At 58.5% G+C, this 15,037-nt stretch carries 15 protein-coding genes, 2 tRNA genes and 1 pseudogene; 16 read left to right on the top strand and 2 right to left on the bottom strand.

From position 1 onward, the window contains the following. Positions 1-159: 159 nt before the first annotated feature. The 13 genes and pseudogenes from AU14_RS23275 (at position 160) to AU14_RS08840 (ending at position 9,683) form a co-directional block, all read left to right on the top strand. Entirely contained in the window at positions 160-579 is a 420-nt protein-coding gene (locus AU14_RS23275) for a hypothetical protein (RefSeq protein ID WP_330217977.1), read from the top strand. Beyond that, a complete protein-coding gene (locus AU14_RS08895; protein ID WP_330217976.1) occupies positions 507-1,904 on the top strand; it encodes a tetratricopeptide repeat protein in 1,398 nt (465 codons plus the stop codon). The genes AU14_RS23275 and AU14_RS08895 overlap by 73 nt, the downstream gene beginning before the upstream one ends. Further along, positions 1,904-2,544, top strand: a pseudogene (lolB, locus tag AU14_RS08890) (lipoprotein insertase outer membrane protein LolB). The gene AU14_RS08895 and the pseudogene lolB overlap by 1 nt, the downstream one beginning before the upstream one ends. After that, positions 2,541-3,404 (top strand): 4-(cytidine 5'-diphospho)-2-C-methyl-D-erythritol kinase, encoded by an 864-nt coding sequence (gene ispE / locus AU14_RS08885; protein ID WP_041340385.1) that lies wholly within the window; start codon positions 2,541-2,543, stop codon positions 3,402-3,404. The pseudogene lolB and the gene ispE overlap by 4 nt, the downstream one beginning before the upstream one ends. Positions 3,405-3,423: 19 nt before the next feature. Further along, positions 3,424-3,498, top strand: a tRNA-Gln gene (locus AU14_RS08880). Positions 3,499-3,550: 52 nt separating this feature from the next. Then, entirely contained in the window at positions 3,551-4,501 is a 951-nt protein-coding gene (locus tag AU14_RS08875) for a ribose-phosphate pyrophosphokinase (RefSeq protein ID WP_041340382.1), read from the top strand. A gap of 166 nt (positions 4,502-4,667) precedes the next feature. Then, entirely contained in the window at positions 4,668-5,315 is a 648-nt protein-coding gene (locus AU14_RS08870) for a 50S ribosomal protein L25/general stress protein Ctc (RefSeq protein ID WP_041343803.1), read from the top strand. A 21-nt stretch (positions 5,316-5,336) separates the two neighbouring features. After that, positions 5,337-5,927, top strand: coding sequence for an aminoacyl-tRNA hydrolase (gene pth, locus AU14_RS08865; RefSeq protein WP_041340380.1), 591 nt, complete (start codon positions 5,337-5,339; stop codon positions 5,925-5,927). 82 nt (positions 5,928-6,009) lie between these two features. Continuing rightward, entirely contained in the window at positions 6,010-7,101 is a 1,092-nt protein-coding gene (gene ychF / locus AU14_RS08860) for a redox-regulated ATPase YchF (protein ID WP_041340377.1), read from the top strand. Positions 7,102-7,193: 92 nt separating this feature from the next. Continuing rightward, positions 7,194-7,270: transfer RNA gene (locus AU14_RS08855), tRNA-Met, on the top strand. A gap of 122 nt (positions 7,271-7,392) precedes the next feature. Beyond that, positions 7,393-7,839: a PACE efflux transporter gene (locus tag AU14_RS08850; protein ID WP_041340374.1), complete on the top strand. Its 447-nt coding sequence runs from the start codon at positions 7,393-7,395 to the stop codon at positions 7,837-7,839. Positions 7,840-8,043: 204 nt separating this feature from the next. After that, the gene (locus AU14_RS08845; protein ID WP_201773523.1) at positions 8,044-9,345 is read left to right on the top strand and encodes a sensor domain-containing diguanylate cyclase; all 1,302 of its coding nucleotides are present in this window, start codon (positions 8,044-8,046) and stop codon (positions 9,343-9,345) included. A gap of 140 nt (positions 9,346-9,485) precedes the next feature. Then, positions 9,486-9,683 (top strand): hypothetical protein, encoded by a 198-nt coding sequence (locus tag AU14_RS08840; protein ID WP_052472004.1) that lies wholly within the window; start codon positions 9,486-9,488, stop codon positions 9,681-9,683. Positions 9,684-9,710: 27 nt separating this feature from the next. Here AU14_RS08840 and AU14_RS08835 read toward each other — a convergent pair whose 3' ends face one another. Both AU14_RS08835 and AU14_RS08830 read right to left on the bottom strand, forming a co-directional pair. Beyond that, positions 9,711-10,499: a substrate-binding periplasmic protein gene (locus AU14_RS08835; protein WP_094191190.1), complete on the bottom strand. Its 789-nt coding sequence runs from the start codon at positions 10,497-10,499 to the stop codon at positions 9,711-9,713. A gap of 131 nt (positions 10,500-10,630) precedes the next feature. Further along, on the bottom strand, positions 10,631-10,963 hold the full coding sequence (locus AU14_RS08830) for a DMT family transporter (RefSeq protein WP_041340371.1): 333 nt from the start codon (positions 10,961-10,963) through the stop codon (positions 10,631-10,633). Between the two features lie 156 nt (positions 10,964-11,119). Here AU14_RS08830 and AU14_RS08825 point away from each other — a divergent pair, with 156 nt between their 5' ends. The 3 genes from AU14_RS08825 (at position 11,120) to lipA (ending at position 14,941) form a co-directional block, all read left to right on the top strand. After that, complete coding sequence (locus tag AU14_RS08825; protein WP_041343797.1) at positions 11,120-12,334, top strand: serine hydrolase domain-containing protein; 1,215 nt, start codon at positions 11,120-11,122, stop codon at positions 12,332-12,334. Between the two features lie 98 nt (positions 12,335-12,432). Next, entirely contained in the window at positions 12,433-13,710 is a 1,278-nt protein-coding gene (locus AU14_RS08820) for an O-acetylhomoserine aminocarboxypropyltransferase/cysteine synthase family protein (RefSeq protein ID WP_041340368.1), read from the top strand. A gap of 181 nt (positions 13,711-13,891) precedes the next feature. Beyond that, positions 13,892-14,941 carry a lipoyl synthase gene (gene lipA, locus AU14_RS08815; protein ID WP_041340366.1) on the top strand — a complete coding sequence of 350 codons (1,050 nt, stop codon included), beginning with the start codon at positions 13,892-13,894 and terminating at the stop codon, positions 14,939-14,941. Positions 14,942-15,037: the final 96 nt, after the last annotated feature.

Genomic DNA, 15,037 nt, shown 5'->3' with positions numbered 1-15,037 from the left:
TAATGCCTGAACGCTGCGGCAAGTGCGGACAGGTTGGGCAAGATCAGACGCTTATGCCATTATAGGGAACCGGCCACGGCCGCGAGCCGATCCAGCTCAAACCAATGGCGGGTTGGCGTCAATCTCTGATGAGTTGTCGACAGAATCACGGGAAGTTGCATGCACAAATCCGCACCCTTACTGGTCACCTGCCTGCTGGGCCTCTCCCTCGCCGGCTGCGCCAGCCTGAATGGCTCCGGGGAAGACACCACCACCGAAGCCCAAGCCGCCCCCGAGGCCAAGCCGGCCAGCGAGGCGAGCATTGAGTATGCCGACTTCGAGCCGGATGTTCTCTACCTTCTCCTTACCGGCGAGATCGCCGCTCAGCGCGGTCGCTACGATGTCACCCTGGTGAATTACCTGAAAGCTGCCAAGAAGTCCCGGGACAAGGGCGTGATCGAGCGCGCCATGCGCATTGCCCAATCCCTCAATGGCGACAACGCCCAGACCCAACTTGCCGCACTGTGTTGGAAGTCGACCCTGACAACCTGCAGGCCCTGCGGGTATCTGCCATCCAGGCCATCAAACGCAACGAACTGAATACTGCGCTGGGTCATATGGAAAAGATCATGAACCAGGGCGGCGATGCTGATTTCGACAGCCTGGCTGCCATGGCCGGCAACCTGCCTCCGGAACAGCAACAGGAACTACTGCAGCTCTATAAGGAGCTGGCGGAGCGCTACCCGAATTCTCCGGAGCTCGAATACAGCATTGCACTGCTGTTAAAAGTAACCGGCGAGCCCGGTCTGGCCCTGAACAGACTGACCCCACTGCTGGAGGAACACGCCAACTTCCAGCCAGCGATCATTCTTAGAGGCGACCTGCTCTATCAGGAAAACGCCCAGAAGCAGGCACTCGATTACCTGATGACCAACACCCGGCGCTTCCCGGCCAACCGCCGCATGGGCACACTCTATGGCCGCATGCTGCTTGGCGAGGGTGAATTGCAGGCCGCCCAGGACGAATTCAAGCGCCTGGTGCAACAATACCCGAACACCCCGGGTATTCGCTTGTCCCACGCCCTGGTTGCCATGGAAAACGGCCAGACCGATTTGGCCAGACAGGAACTGAACCGCCTGATTCAGCAAGGCCACCACACCAACGAAGCCAACTATTACCTGGGACGCATGGCAGACGAGGCTGGCAATACCCAGCAGGCCATCAGCTATTACCAGAGCGTCACTCAGGGCAACTACTATTTCCCGGCACTGGCGCGCACCAGCGAATTGCTAGCCGAAGAGAACCGGCTGGACGATGCCGTTGCCAACATCCGCAACCTGAAAGGCACCAACCCGCAACAAGCCGAGAACTTCTGGCTGCTGGAAGTAAACCTGCTACTTGACCAGAACCAGAATCAGGCCGCCCTGGAAACGGCCACCGAGGCACTGGACGAGTTCCCCGGCAACATTCAGATTCGCTACGCCCGTGCCATGATGCTGGATACCATGGATCAACCGGGACGTGCCGAGGAAGACCTCAAGCGCATCATCGAAGAAGACCCGGGTAACGCAGTCGCCCTCAATGCCCTGGGTTATATCCTGACCACCCGGACTGACCGACTTAAGGAAGCCCGCAATTACATCGAGCGTGCCCTGGCCCTGGACCCTGAAAACCCCGCCATTCTCGACAGCATGGGCTGGGTTCTGTTTCAGGAAGGACAATTGCAACCGGCCCTCGACTACCTGGCACGGGCCTGGTCCGCATTCCCCGATCCGGAAGTCGCTGCCCACTATGGCGAGGCGCTCTGGGTTAGCGGTGCCGAGGATCAGGCCCGCATTGTCTGGAAGGAAGGCCTGGAACAGGATGCCGACCACAGTGTTCTGCGCGAAACCATCGACCGCCTGACCGACAACGGTGATCTGTAATGCCCCGCACGTGCCGTTTCTGGCTGCTACTGCCATTGATCGCCCTGCTTGGCGCCTGCACCACTATTGACCTGACACCCTTGCCAGAGGGCATGACCGATCAGCCACCCGCTGACTGGGCCAGGCGCAGTCAGCAACTGACCCGCTTCGACCACTGGCAGCTGATGGGTAAACTGGCGGTGCGCCAACCCTCGGACAGCGGAACTGCGCTGATCAACCACTGGATCCAGCAAGGCGAAGCTACGACCTGGCCCTGTCGTCGTCGTTTCTTGGTATGGGCAGCACCACCCTGAAGGGCGTGCCGGGGTTCATTGAACTCACCCTGCCCGGCGGCGACACTTACCGGTCCGGCGAGCCCGAAGCCCTGGTGGCCGCTGCTACCGGGTGGCAATTACCCCTGAACCACCTGGTGTGGTGGATTCGAGGCCTGCCCGCCCCGGGCGACGACTTCCGCCTGCTGTTTGACGACGCCAGCCAATTGGCGATCATCCGCCAGGCCGGCTGGGAAATCCGCTACGACCGCTGGCAGCAATTCCTGCCAGACCACCCCACCCTGCCGGCGAAAATCACCGCCCTGAAGGGCGACAAGCGGGTGCGATTAGTGGTCAGTGACTGGAACACCCTGGACACCAAGCCGTGACTAGCAGCATCACTCTGCCGGCGCCGGCGAAACTGAACCTGTTTCTGCACATTGTCGGGCGCCGGCCCGATGGCTACCACGAACTGCAAACCCTGTTTCAGTTTCTCGACCACGGCGACGACATCACCCTCACACTGACGCCCGAGCGCCCCGGCATTCGTCTTACCCAGGCCCTCGACGACGTTCCCGACCAGGACAACCTGGTGGTGCGTGCCGCCGAAGCCCTGGCGAAACGTGCGAACACGCCCTTGCCCGGGGTCGACATCAGCATCACCAAGCGCCTGCCCATGGGCGGCGGCCTGGGTGGTGGCAGCTCTGACGCTGCCACTACCCTGCTGGGCCTGAACCATCTCTGGCAGCTGGACCTCGATAGTGATGAGCTGGCACAACTGGGCCTGACCCTCGGCGCCGACGTGCCGGTGTTTGTCCGAGGCCACGCCGCTTTTGGTGAAGGTGTAGGTGAGAAACTGACACCGGCGACACCGCCGGAGGACTGGTTCGTGGTTCTGAAACCTGGCTGCAACATCAACACCGGTAAGATTTTTTCAGATCAAGGGTTGACAAGAAACACCCCGAGAATCACAATAGCGCCCGCTTTTGAGGGAGACGCCTCGAGGTACCGAAACGACTGTGAAGATGCGGTTCGAAGACTGTATCCTGAGGTCAACCAAAGCCTGGATTGGCTTGCACAATTCGGACCTGCAAGATTAACCGGAACCGGGGCTTGCATATTTGGACGTTTCCCTACAGAATCCGCAGCCCGGATTATCTGGGAAAGCAAACCCTCCGGCATCACGGGGTTCGTAGCTAAAGGGGTGAACTATTCGCCTCTACACAAAAAGCTGACAGAGCTGAAATGATGCCAAAAAAGCACGATACTGGGGTGTCGCCAAGTGGTAAGGCAACGGGTTTTGATCCCGTCATGCGCAGGTTCGAATCCTGCCACCCCAGCCACCTTTCTCCCGCTTCTTCTGAATCAAACGCCGATACTGAGAAGGATGCCGTCGTGTCCAAACTGATGATTTTCGCTGGCAATGCCAATCCTGAGCTTGCCAAAGACATCGCACAGAAACTCCACATTCCCATGGGCCAGGCTACTGTCGGTCGGTTCAGCGACGGTGAAACCACCGTTGAAATCAATGAGAATGTTCGCGGCCATGATGTATTCATCATCCAGCCGACCTGCTACCCCACCAACGATAACCTGATGGAACTGATCGTGATGGCCGACGCCCTTCGCCGGGCCTCCGCAACACGCGTCACTGCCGTTATCCCCTATTACGGGTATGCACGCCAGGATCGCCGGGTGCGCTCCACGCGAGTTGCCATCAGCGCCAAGGTAGTAGCAGACATGATCTCCAGCATCGGCGTGGACCGTGTCCTTACTGTCGACCTGCACGCTGATCAGATTCAGGGCTTCTTCGACATCCCGGTAGACAACATCTACGCCACGCCGGTCATGCTCGAAGACATCGAGAAGCAGCGCTTTGAAAACTTCATCGTAGTTTCTCCTGACGTTGGCGGCGTTGTTCGCGCCCGCGCCGTTGCCAAGAAACTGGACGATGCCGACCTGGCCATCATCGACAAACGTCGCCCGAAGGCGAACGTGTCCCAGGTTATGCACATCATCGGTGACGTTCGCGATAAGACCTGCATCCTGGTGGACGACATCATCGATACCGCCGGCACCCTGTGCAAAGCGGCCAACGCTCTGAAAGAGCATGGCGCGGCCCGGGTTGTGGCCTATATCACCCACCCGGTTCTGTCGGGCCCCGCGATTGATAACATCAACGCGTCGGATCTGGACGAGCTGGTTGTCTGCGATACCATCCCGCTGGGTGACAAAGCTAAAAATTGTGATAGAATCCGCGTCCTCGGAATGGCCGGGCTGATGGCGGAGTCGATTCGCCGCGTCAGCAACGAAGAATCGATCAGCGCCATGTTCGAGAACGCCTAAGCGGGTTTAACGCTTTAGCCCTCAGGCAAAACAAGCAGTTACCGAGTCGGGAGCCTAATCAGGCTCCCGACTCTTTTAGTCAGCCGGAAAAATCCGGCTTTTCAGAAACATCACCTGATCCAACGCCTGGTCGCGGGCAGTTCAGGTGACGATTGAGGTTATTACCATGTCTCAGGATTTTGTTATTGAAGCATTTCCTCGTGACGATCAGGGGAGAGGTGCGAGCCGCCGCCTGCGTCGTGAGGAACGGAAAATTCCAGCCATCATTTACGGTGGTAACAAGGAAGCAACCGCGATTTCCATCTGGCACAACGAGCTGAAGAAAGCGCTGGAAAACGAAGCGTTCTTCTCCCACGTTCTGACCGTTGAACTGGACGGCAAGAAAGAAAGCGTGATCCTGAAGGATCTGCAGCGTCACCCGTACAAGCCTATCCTGACGCACGCTGACTTCCTGCGCGTAGACAAGGACCACGAAATCCACGTGAACGTACCGCTGCACTTCATCAACGAAGAAACTGCACCGGCTATCAAGCTTCACGGCGGCGTGGCTAACCACCAGATCAACGAAGTAGAAGTGATCTGTCTGCCGCAGAACCTGCCTGAGTTCATCGAAGTCGACATGACTGCGGTTGAAATGGACCAGGTTGTTCACCTGAGCGATCTGAAACTGCCGGAAGGCGTTCGTGTTGCTGCCCTGCTCCAGGGTGAAGACCACGACCTGCCGGTTGTCGCTATTCACAAGCCGCGCGGCGCGAAAGTCGACGAAGCGGAAGAAGGTGAAGAAGGCGAAGAGAACGGCGAAGAGAAGGAGTAATTACTCCGGGGGCAACGGCGAATGGGACAGGATATTGTCATGGTGGTCGGACTGGGTAATCCCGGTCCTGATTACGAGAATACCCGCCACAACGCCGGCGCCCTGTTCGTCGAAGCGCTGGCCCGCCATGCGGGCCAGACGCTCCGTCCCGAAAAGAAGTACCACGGGCTTTATACCCGTATTCAGTGGCAGGGACTCGACCTGCACTTGCTGAACCCCTCCACGTTTATGAACCGCAGCGGCCTGTCCATCAAGGCTCTGGCGGACTTTTTCAAGATTTCCCCCGAACAGATTCTGGTCGCCCACGACGAACTCGACCTGCCCCCTGGCACTGCCAAGCTGAAAAAAGGCGGTGGTCATGGTGGCCACAACGGTCTGCGGGATACCATCGCACACCTCGGCAGCAAAGAGTTCCAGCGCCTACGATTGGGCATTGGCCATCCAGGCGACAGCCGGAAGGTAACCGGCTTCGTGCTCGGCCGACTCGGCAAGAAAGAAACCGAGGAGCTGACCGCGGTCTTTGATGAGGTCATGCGGGTTTTGCCAGAGGCCGCCAGCGGTAAACTGGCCGCCGCCATGAACCGCCTGCACAGCTTCAAGCCTGCGCCCTGAGAGGGCATTTCCCCTTACTCGCACGTTCCGGCTGACACCGGTATAATCCGCCCACATTTTTTAGTACCAGCAGAGGCATTCCATGGGATTTAACTGCGGCATCGTCGGCCTCCCCAACGTCGGCAAATCCACCCTTTTCAACGCACTGACCAAATCTGGCATTGGCGCTGAGAACTTCCCGTTCTGCACCATCGAGCCCAATGCCGGCGTGGTAGCGATGCCGGATCCGCGCCTGAACAAGCTGTCCGAGATGGTCAAGCCAGAGCGCACGGTTCCAACCACCATGGAATTCGTCGACATCGCCGGACTGGTTGCCGGTGCATCCAAGGGCGAAGGCCTGGGCAACCAGTTCCTGGCCAACATTCGTCAGACCGACGCCATTGCACACGTGGTGCGATGCTTCGAAGACGGCAACGTGATCCACGTCGCCAACAAGGTTGATCCGGCATCTGACATCGACGTGATCAACACCGAGCTGGCCCTGGCCGATCTGGACACCGTGGAGAAGGCCATCAAACGCGTTCAGCGCGTGGCCAAGAGTGGCGACAAGGAAGCCAAGGCCCAGCTGGAGATGTTCGAGAAGCTGCTGCCCGTGCTGAACGAAGGCAAGCCGGTGCGCAGCATGAATCTGGACAAAGACCAGATGGCGCTGATCCGCGAGCTGTGTCTGCTCACCGTGAAGCCAACCATGTACATTGCCAACGTCAACGAAGACGGTTTTGAGAACAACCCGCACCTGGATACCGTGCGGGAGATTGCCGCTTCCGAGAACGCCGTTGTCGTCCCCATCTGCAACAAGCTGGAAGCCGAGATTTCGGAACTGGAGGACGAAGAAAAGGCGATGTTCCTGGATGAAATGGGCATGGAAGAGCCGGGACTGGACCGCGTTATTCGCGCCGGTTACGACCTGCTGGGTCTGCAGACCTACTTCACCGCCGGCGTGAAGGAGGTTCGTGCCTGGACCGTTCGCATCGGTGCCACAGCGCCCCAGGCAGCAGCCGTGATCCATACCGATTTTGAGCGTGGCTTCATCCGTGCCGAGATTGTGGGCTACAACGATTTCGTCCAGTTCAATGGCGAAGCCGGTGCCAAAGACGCCGGTAAATGGCGTTTGGAGGGCAAGGATTACATCGTTCAGGACGGCGACGTCATCCACTTCCGCTTCAACGTGTAACTTTTCAGGAAAAAGTGGGCCCAAAGCCTTGACAGGATGGGCCCAAATACTGAAAATACGCGCCTCGTTTGGGGCAACGCCCGGAACGAAATGGCAAGGTAGCTCAGTTGGTTAGAGCACAGCACTCATAATGCTGGGGTCGGCGGTTCGACTCCGCCCCTTGCTACCAGACTTCGAAAAGGGCCACGATTAACGTCGTGGCCCTTTTTTCGTTAGCGGCACTTTACTGGGGACGACCCCACCCTTCCCGGGAACTGAACGCGGGACGACCCGCCTTCGTATGGTCCTGCTATGAGAACGATCAAAGACAGAATTCGCCAGGCCATCTCGTTCGAGGTGATTGGCCTCCTGTTATCCATCCCCCTGGCTGCGTTTACCTTCGGGTACGATCTCGGTAAAACCGGCGTCCTCGGTGTGGTCGGTGCAACCATGGCCACGATGTGGAACTATGTGTTCAACCTGGCCTTCGATCACGGCCTGAAGCGCCTGACCGGCTCAACCCGTAAAACCCTGCCGGTACGATTCGTTCACGCCATCAGCTTTGAGCTAGGCTTGATGATCGCATTTCTGCCGGTGATCGCCTGGTGGATGGGAATCGGACTCATCGAGGCCCTGATTGTCGACGTTGCTTTTGTGCTCTTTTACCTGGTGTACGCGTTTGTGTTCACCTGGTGTTACGACACCGTGTTTCCAGACCCGGATTCCGGGGAGGAACTGGACACAAGGGCCCAACACTGAAACCCGCGGGTGACGAGCCAGTCGGCAGGCTGCGCTAGTACAGAGCAGCGTCTACGGCTATGCTGGCTGCAGGAATCCTTGCCACAAAAATAAAAAGCGGGCGCGCAGGAGGCAAATTGAGCTCAAGCCACATCACTCCTACCATTAGCGATGACCGGTTGCCCCCCCCTCTTAAGGTCCGTTTTCGATAAACTGGATGTCGCGGTGGTTATCGCGAACGTGCAACGCGAAATCGTGATGGTTAACGCCGCCGCAGAGTCACTGTTCCAGTATTCGGAGCAAGAAGTATGGGGCCAAAAAATCAAGATGCTCTACGCCTCCCCCGATGAATTTGAGGAACAGGGCCGACAGCGTTACAACGCGACTGCCAGTGAAACCTCCCTTTACACCATCACTTATGCCCGCAAGAACGGCGAAACATTTGAGGGTGAAACCCAGGGCGGCCCCATCCACGACGAGCACGGCAAGCTGATCTATTTTGTGGGCCTGATCCGCGACGTCTCAGCGAGACTGTCCGCCGAGCGCACACTGAACCGCCTGCACAGCATTACCTCGAACCAGAGCCTTTCCTTCAATGAACGGGTGGATGCGATCCTGGAACTGGGCGCTGATCATTTTGGGCTCCCGATCGCCATCTTCAGCAAGATTGATGGCGCCACCTACACCGTGATCAGGGCGGTACACCCGGAAAACGCTTTGTCCCCCGGCATGACCTTTGAGCTGGGCAACACCTACTGCTCTCACGTTTTTGAAGCCAATGATGTGCAGGGCTTCCACCATGTCGCCGAGAGCAGGATCAACAGTCATCCCTGCTACCAGACTTTTGGACTGGAGGCCTACCTGGGCTCGCCCATTTTTGTCGACGGCGGCCGCTTCGGCACCCTGAACTTCTCCAGCCCCGAGGAAACCCGCCCGTTCACCGGCCAGGACATTGAGCTGATCCGTTTGTTTGCAGACTGGATTGGCAATGAAATCCAGCGTCAGCGGCATCTGGACTCACTGACCTCAACCCGCCTAGAGATGGAGCGTTTAGCGGCGACCGATCCGCTGACCGGGCTGGGCAACCGCCGAATGATGGAAACATCAATGAAGAAGGAAGTAGCCCGGGCCAAGCGCCACGGAACCGACTTTTCGATCGCCATCATCGACTTCGATCACTTCAAGCGCATCAATGATCAATTCGGCCACCAGACTGGCGACGACGCGCTCAAGGCTTTTGCTGCCATCGCCCAGCGTGAGGCGCGCGATGAGGATTTGTTTGCGCGCTGGGGTGGCGAGGAATTCATCGCCGGCTTGCCCTGCACCACCAGTGCCGAGGCCGTCAAAATCATGGACCGGCTGGCCAGCCAGCTCCGGGATGTGATCATTTCCGATGACGAGGGTGCGCCCACACTGACCATCAGTGTCGGGGTGGCCCAGTTGCGTGAGGGTGAGAGCATCGGCAGCCTGTTATCCCGGCAGATGACGCAATGTACCTGGCTAAGAGTTCCGGACGGGATCACATAGTCATTCACAGCTGAGGCGCACCCATCGAGCAATCGTTTACCAACCGACGGGCAAATTACACAACCTTTGACAATCAAGACCAGGCTATTGCGGTAATATCAGACTCTGGCTCCCTGAACTCTTTCTGGTTAGTTCACATCATGCAATCGCGACAAGCCGAGTCCCTGTTCCTGATCGTTCTGGTGGTGACCGTTAGCCTGCTTTCGGCCGGAAGCAGCCTGAAAACGGTCGCTGTCTCCCTGTCTTTGTTCGCCACCTGCCTGGCGGTGTTTTTCTACCCTTCTATCCACGACTACCTTAAGCGTCGCCGCCATGGCGGTGAAGACGGCGGACACTAGCCCAAAGTTCCCCAATCCCAGACCAGCTCAGAATCCCAGGTAACGATAACCCAGCGCTCGCTGGAACCGACCTATATACTTCTCATCGATCGCCATTATCAAACCGTCAGCGTAAGCCTGGTCAAAACAGCGATCGAAAGCTTCGGCCAGCGATGGGTCGCGGAACACCAGTTTGTAGGGAGTGGGTGTAAAAATGGGGGCAAATTTCAGGTCTGGCAACTGGTCCAACTCAAGCATGGCAGTTGTTGAAGTCAAAATTCGCCGGTTGATCTCCGCCACGATCAGCCCGTCGGCAAGAATGGCGTCTACCCGCCCAAGCATCAGCAGGTGGGAGTGAATCCGCTGGTTGGAGAGCTCGAGGACCGAGCCCAAACTGGCCTCAAAATCTTCCAGCTCGAGCAACTCAATACCATTCTTGAAGGTCACCACCTTCCGGCCCCGAAGATCATCCACAGTGGTAATTGGGGGAATGCGATTGGCGTCGTAAATAGCACCGTTCTGATACCAGATGTAGGCCGCGGTAGAGTAACCGGGGAGCTTAGCGCCCAGGGGCACCGTCATCACCGCGTCGGCTTTATTGGAATCCCGATAGGTAAAGATGTGTCGACCAAATGGCTGGATCAGGAATTTAGCCTCATAACCGCACCGCTGTAACACTCGCTTGACGGTTTCGGCATCCCGGCCCTTGCCGCCCGGTTCGGAGGTGCCCGGTAAATCGGGAGCGAGGATACGAAGCACACCTGCCAGACTGAAAGACGAGAAAGCCAACAGGAAAAAGCCGCAGAGAACGGCAAGCAACGTCTTGGAAGGGTTCATCGCTCTGATGTGGCGCCCCATTCAGGATAGAGAGATCAAACTCGCAATCTGAGTATACCCACAGCCGACAGGATAACGAAATCCACAGGTCTGATCGCGGTATCACCCCAACCTGTAGAATCACCACCCAGTCAGTGACCACCCGCCCGGGACAGCACGTTCAACACGAACACCCCGGATACGATCAGCGCCATGCCAACCACACCCCAGGCATCCAGTTTCTGGTCAAACAACAGCCAGCCCGCTGCCGCCACCAGAACAATCCCCAGACCAGCCCAGATCGCGTAGGCGGTTCCCACCGGTATGCTTCGTAACGCCAAAGACAGCAGATAAAAGGCCACGCCATAGCCCACAACCACGATTAACGAGGGCGTCAGCCGGGTGAAACCATCACTCGCCTTCAGCGACGAAGTGGCCACCACTTCCGCGACAATCGCCAACGCCAGAAAAACCCAATTTGTCATTTATCGTCACCTCCCGAGGAATGGCGCGTCATTGTGCTGATTGGCTTTCAGAATGTGAATCCCGGCATTTCCCTACCCGGCTGGATCCGCCGGCCGCCACCCTTCTCGCCGCCGTCAGAATGGCATAAGCTCCGGTTTTACCCGAAGGAGTCCGTCATGCCCCAACCCAACGTTGTCGCCGGTTTGTCGCTGGATCGTCTGGAGCGCATTGCAAGTCATCTTGATGACAACTACATCAAGCCCGGCAAGCTACCCGGCGCCGTTACCCTGGTGGCCCGCCACGGGCAGGTGGTCTGGACCCACGCCCAAGGCTTGATGGATGTAGAGCGCAACAAGCCAGCACGGAACGACACCATCTTCCGCATCTACTCCATGACCAAGCCGGTGACTTCCATCGCCATGATGCAGCTCTATGAGCAGGGGCGCTTCCTGCTAGACGATCCGGTGCACAAATACATTCCGGCGTGGCGCAATCTGGCAGTCTACAAAGCCGGAAGCTGGCCGGATTTCGAGACCCAACCGGTTACCCGCGCCATGACCGTACGCGACCTGCTCACCCATATGTCGGGCCTGACCTACGGGTTTCTGGACCGCACCGAGGTTGATGCCGCCTACCGCCAGCTCAAACTGGATGGCAGCGGCACCCTGACTCTGGACAAACTGGTCGATCGGCTGACCGATCTGCCATTGGAGTATTCACCCGGCACCGCCTGGAATTACTCGGTATCAACCGATGTGCTCGGCTACCTGGTACAGAAGCTGTCTGATCAACCGCTCGACGACTACTTTCAGGAGCACATCTTTGACCCTCTGGGCATGATTGATACCGGCTTCCAGGTACCTCAGGCTCAGCTGGATCGCTTTGCCGCCTGCTACCTGCACCAACCGGGTGACACCATGAAGCTGCAAGACGATCCGCAGCGTTCGCGCTACCTGAAAACCCCGGGTTTCCTTTCCGGCGGCGGCGGGCTGGTGTCCACGATCAGCGACTACCACCGGTTTGCCCAGGCCCTGTGCCAGGGCGGCGAGTACCAGGGCGAGCGCATCATCGGCCGAAAAACCCTGGAATTCATGCGTAGCAATCATTTGCCTGGCAATCAGGATCTGCCGACGCTGTCGATCGGCGCTTTCAGCGAAACACCTTACGAGGGCAACGGCTTTGGCCTGGGTTTCTCGGTCAAAACCGACGTGGCCAAGTCCCACACCATCGGCTCCGTGGGCGAATATGGCTGGGGCGGCCTGGCCAGCACTAACTTTTTCGTCGATCCGGTGGAGGACATGGTAGTGGTGTTCATGACCCAGCTCATGCCCTCTTCAACCTACCCGATTCGCCAGGAGTTGCGAGCGATGGTGCACGGCGCTCTCGTTTGACCGGTGTGACAACCAGGCCCATTCGACGATTTGAAACTCTGTGGCATACTGCTGATCAACACCAATAACTTCAACAAACCACAAGCAAGGAAGTTGCAATGAAACTCGAAACCCTGGCATTGCACGCGGGCTTCAGCGGAGACCCGGCAACCAACGCCGCCACCACCCCGATCTACCAGACCACCTCCTACACCTTTGACGACACCCAGCACGGTGCGGATCTGTTCGACCTGAAGGTACAAGGCAACATCTACACTCGCATCATGAACCCCACCAACGGTGTTCTTGAGGAACGGATGGCCCAACTGGAAGGCGGCATTGGCGCGCTGGCCCTGGCATCCGGCATGGCGGCGATCACCTATGCCCTGCAAACCATCTGCAAGGTTGGCAACAACATCGTCAGCACCAGCCAGCTCTACGGCGGCACCTACAACCTGTTTGCCCACTCTCTGCCGAACCAGGGCATCGACTGCCGCATGGTCCCACATGACGACTTTGACGCCGTTGAACAGGCCATCGACGACAACACCCGGGCCCTGTTCTGCGAATCCATCGGTAACCCCGCCGGCAACGTGGTGGACATTCAGCGCTGGGCCGACATCGCCCACCGTCACGGCATCCCGCTGATCGTGGATAACACTGTCGCCACCCCGTTCCTGTGCCGTCCGTTCGAGCACGGTGCCGATATCGTCGTGCACTCCCTGACCAAATACATCGGCGGCCATGGCACCACCGTTGCCGGCATTGTGGTGGATTCCGGCAAGTTCGACTGGAAAGCCAGTGCCGACAAGTTCCCGATGCTGAACGAGCCGGATCCGTCCTACCACGGCGTGGTCTATACCGACGCCCTGGGCGCAGCCGCTTTCATCGGTCGCTGTCGTGTGGTCCCGCTGCGCAACACCGGCGCCGCGCTGGCTCCGTTCAACGCCTTCCTGATCATGCAGGGCCTGGAAACCCTGTCCCTGCGCATGGAGCGTCACTGCGAGAACGCGGAAAAGGTCGCCAACTTCTTACAGCAGCATCCCTCGGTGGAGTGGGTTAATTACGCGGCGCTGGCCGACAGCCCGTACAAAGCCACCTGTGAGAAAATCTGCGGCGGCAAGGCCTCCGGCATTCTGAGTTTTGGCATCAAGGGCGGCCACCAGGCCGGGGCGAAGTTTATCGACGCCCTGCAGCTGATCTACCGCCTGGTCAACATCGGCGATGCCAAGTCCCTGGCCTGTCACCCGGCCTCCACCACCCACCGCCAGCTGAGCCCGGACGAGCTCAAGAGCGCCGGTGTGAGCGAGGATCTGGTTCGCCTGTCTATCGGCATTGAACACGTTGATGATCTGATCGCCGACATCACCCAGGCGCTGGACGCCGCCCAGGCCTGATAAGCCAGCGTCTCCAATTTACCGGGTACGACCAATGTCGTGCCCGGTAACCCCGTGATTGCCCCTACCCGCCTTGTAACTGGCCCCGCCTGACATTACCCTTAAAGACTGACCAATTTTTTCTGCTTGAATGCCTCATTGCATGCGCTTTGACGCATGCCCAAACGAGAGTCCCGTTGCTATGAGCGACAGCGTAAAACCCCGCATTACCAGTGGTTCCAAATTCCGTAACGAGCACGGCTTTTCCGCCATCAAGGATGGTATCAAGCGCAGCTCGGGCGAGACCTCGGAATCCAAACCGGTAGAGCGCAAGCCCAAGTGGCTGCGGGCCAAGATGCCCGGCGGTGAGCGTTACGAGGCCGTTCGCAAGAATGTCAGCGACCACCGTTTGAGCACGGTCTGTCAGGAATCCCACTGCCCGAACATTGGCGAATGCTGGGCAGCCGGCACCGCCACCATCATGGTGATGGGTTCGGTCTGCACCCGGGCGTGCAAGTTCTGCGCAGTGGACACGGGCAACCCCAAGGGCTGGCTGGATCACGACGAGCCGGACAACACCGCCAAGTCGGTGGAGCTGATGGGGCTGCGCTACATTGTTCTGACCTCGGTCGACCGGGACGATCTCGACGACGGCGGTGCCGCGCATTACGCGGCCTGCGTGTCGGCCATCAAGCAGCGGACTCCACAGGTAGCCGTTGAAGCACTGACCCCGGATTTCGACGCGGTGATGCCCCACGTAGAGAAGGTGGTGGACTCCGGCCTGGACGTCTTCGCCCAGAACGTCGAAACCGTAGAGCGCCTGACCAGCCGGGTACGTGACCCCCGCGCCGGTTACGAAAAAACCCTCAGCGTGCTGGCTCACGCCAAGAAGCATCGCCCCGACGTGCTCACCAAGACTAGCCTGATGCTGGGCCTGGGTGAAACCGAAGAGGAAATCCTGAAAACCATGGACGACCTTCGTGCCATCGGGGTGGATATCCTGACTCTCGGCCAATACCTGCGCCCGACACCGAACCACCTGCCGGTGGAGCGCTACGTCACGCCGGAAGAGTTCAACCGATACCGGGAGCTGGGCCTGGAAAAAGGCTTTATGGAAGTGCCCTCAGGCCCAATGGTGCGTTCAAGCTACCGAGCCGATAAGGTCTTTGACCAGAACAACCTGGGCCTTGCGGTGCCAGAGGTTCCGCAAGTCGACAACGCCATGCAGATTCCGGTCAAAGCGGTCGACTGATCCGGCGCCGCCAGGCGCCAAACAAAGCCCAGCCAAAGGTCACAGTTCGCGGCACTTTGTGGCACACTCTGCACTCGTTTTCAGCTGAGTAGTTGC

Source organism: Marinobacter similis (assembly GCF_000830985.1).
In the GTDB taxonomy this organism is placed as follows: domain Bacteria; phylum Pseudomonadota; class Gammaproteobacteria; order Pseudomonadales; family Oleiphilaceae; genus Marinobacter; species Marinobacter similis.
The sequence above is the reverse complement of the archived record's forward strand: the minus strand, read 5'-3'. Positions and strand labels throughout refer to the sequence as shown.

Coding starts and splice junctions, on each gene's coding strand:
- AU14_RS08825 (WP_041343797.1), top strand. CDS start 11,120: ATGCCCCAACCCAACGTTGTCGCCGGTTTGTCGCTGGATCGTCTGGAG.
- pth (WP_041340380.1), top strand. CDS start 5,337: ATGGGACAGGATATTGTCATGGTGGTCGGACTGGGTAATCCCGGTCCT.
- AU14_RS08870 (WP_041343803.1), top strand. CDS start 4,668: ATGTCTCAGGATTTTGTTATTGAAGCATTTCCTCGTGACGATCAGGGG.
- AU14_RS08820 (WP_041340368.1), top strand. CDS start 12,433: ATGAAACTCGAAACCCTGGCATTGCACGCGGGCTTCAGCGGAGACCCG.
- ychF (WP_041340377.1), top strand. CDS start 6,010: ATGGGATTTAACTGCGGCATCGTCGGCCTCCCCAACGTCGGCAAATCC.
- lipA (WP_041340366.1), top strand. CDS start 13,892: ATGAGCGACAGCGTAAAACCCCGCATTACCAGTGGTTCCAAATTCCGT.
- AU14_RS08835 (WP_094191190.1), bottom strand. CDS start 10,499: ATGAACCCTTCCAAGACGTTGCTTGCCGTTCTCTGCGGCTTTTTCCTG.
- AU14_RS08830 (WP_041340371.1), bottom strand. CDS start 10,963: ATGACAAATTGGGTTTTTCTGGCGTTGGCGATTGTCGCGGAAGTGGTG.
- AU14_RS08840 (WP_052472004.1), top strand. CDS start 9,486: ATGCAATCGCGACAAGCCGAGTCCCTGTTCCTGATCGTTCTGGTGGTG.
- AU14_RS08850 (WP_041340374.1), top strand. CDS start 7,393: ATGAGAACGATCAAAGACAGAATTCGCCAGGCCATCTCGTTCGAGGTG.
- AU14_RS23275 (WP_330217977.1), top strand. CDS start 160: ATGCACAAATCCGCACCCTTACTGGTCACCTGCCTGCTGGGCCTCTCC.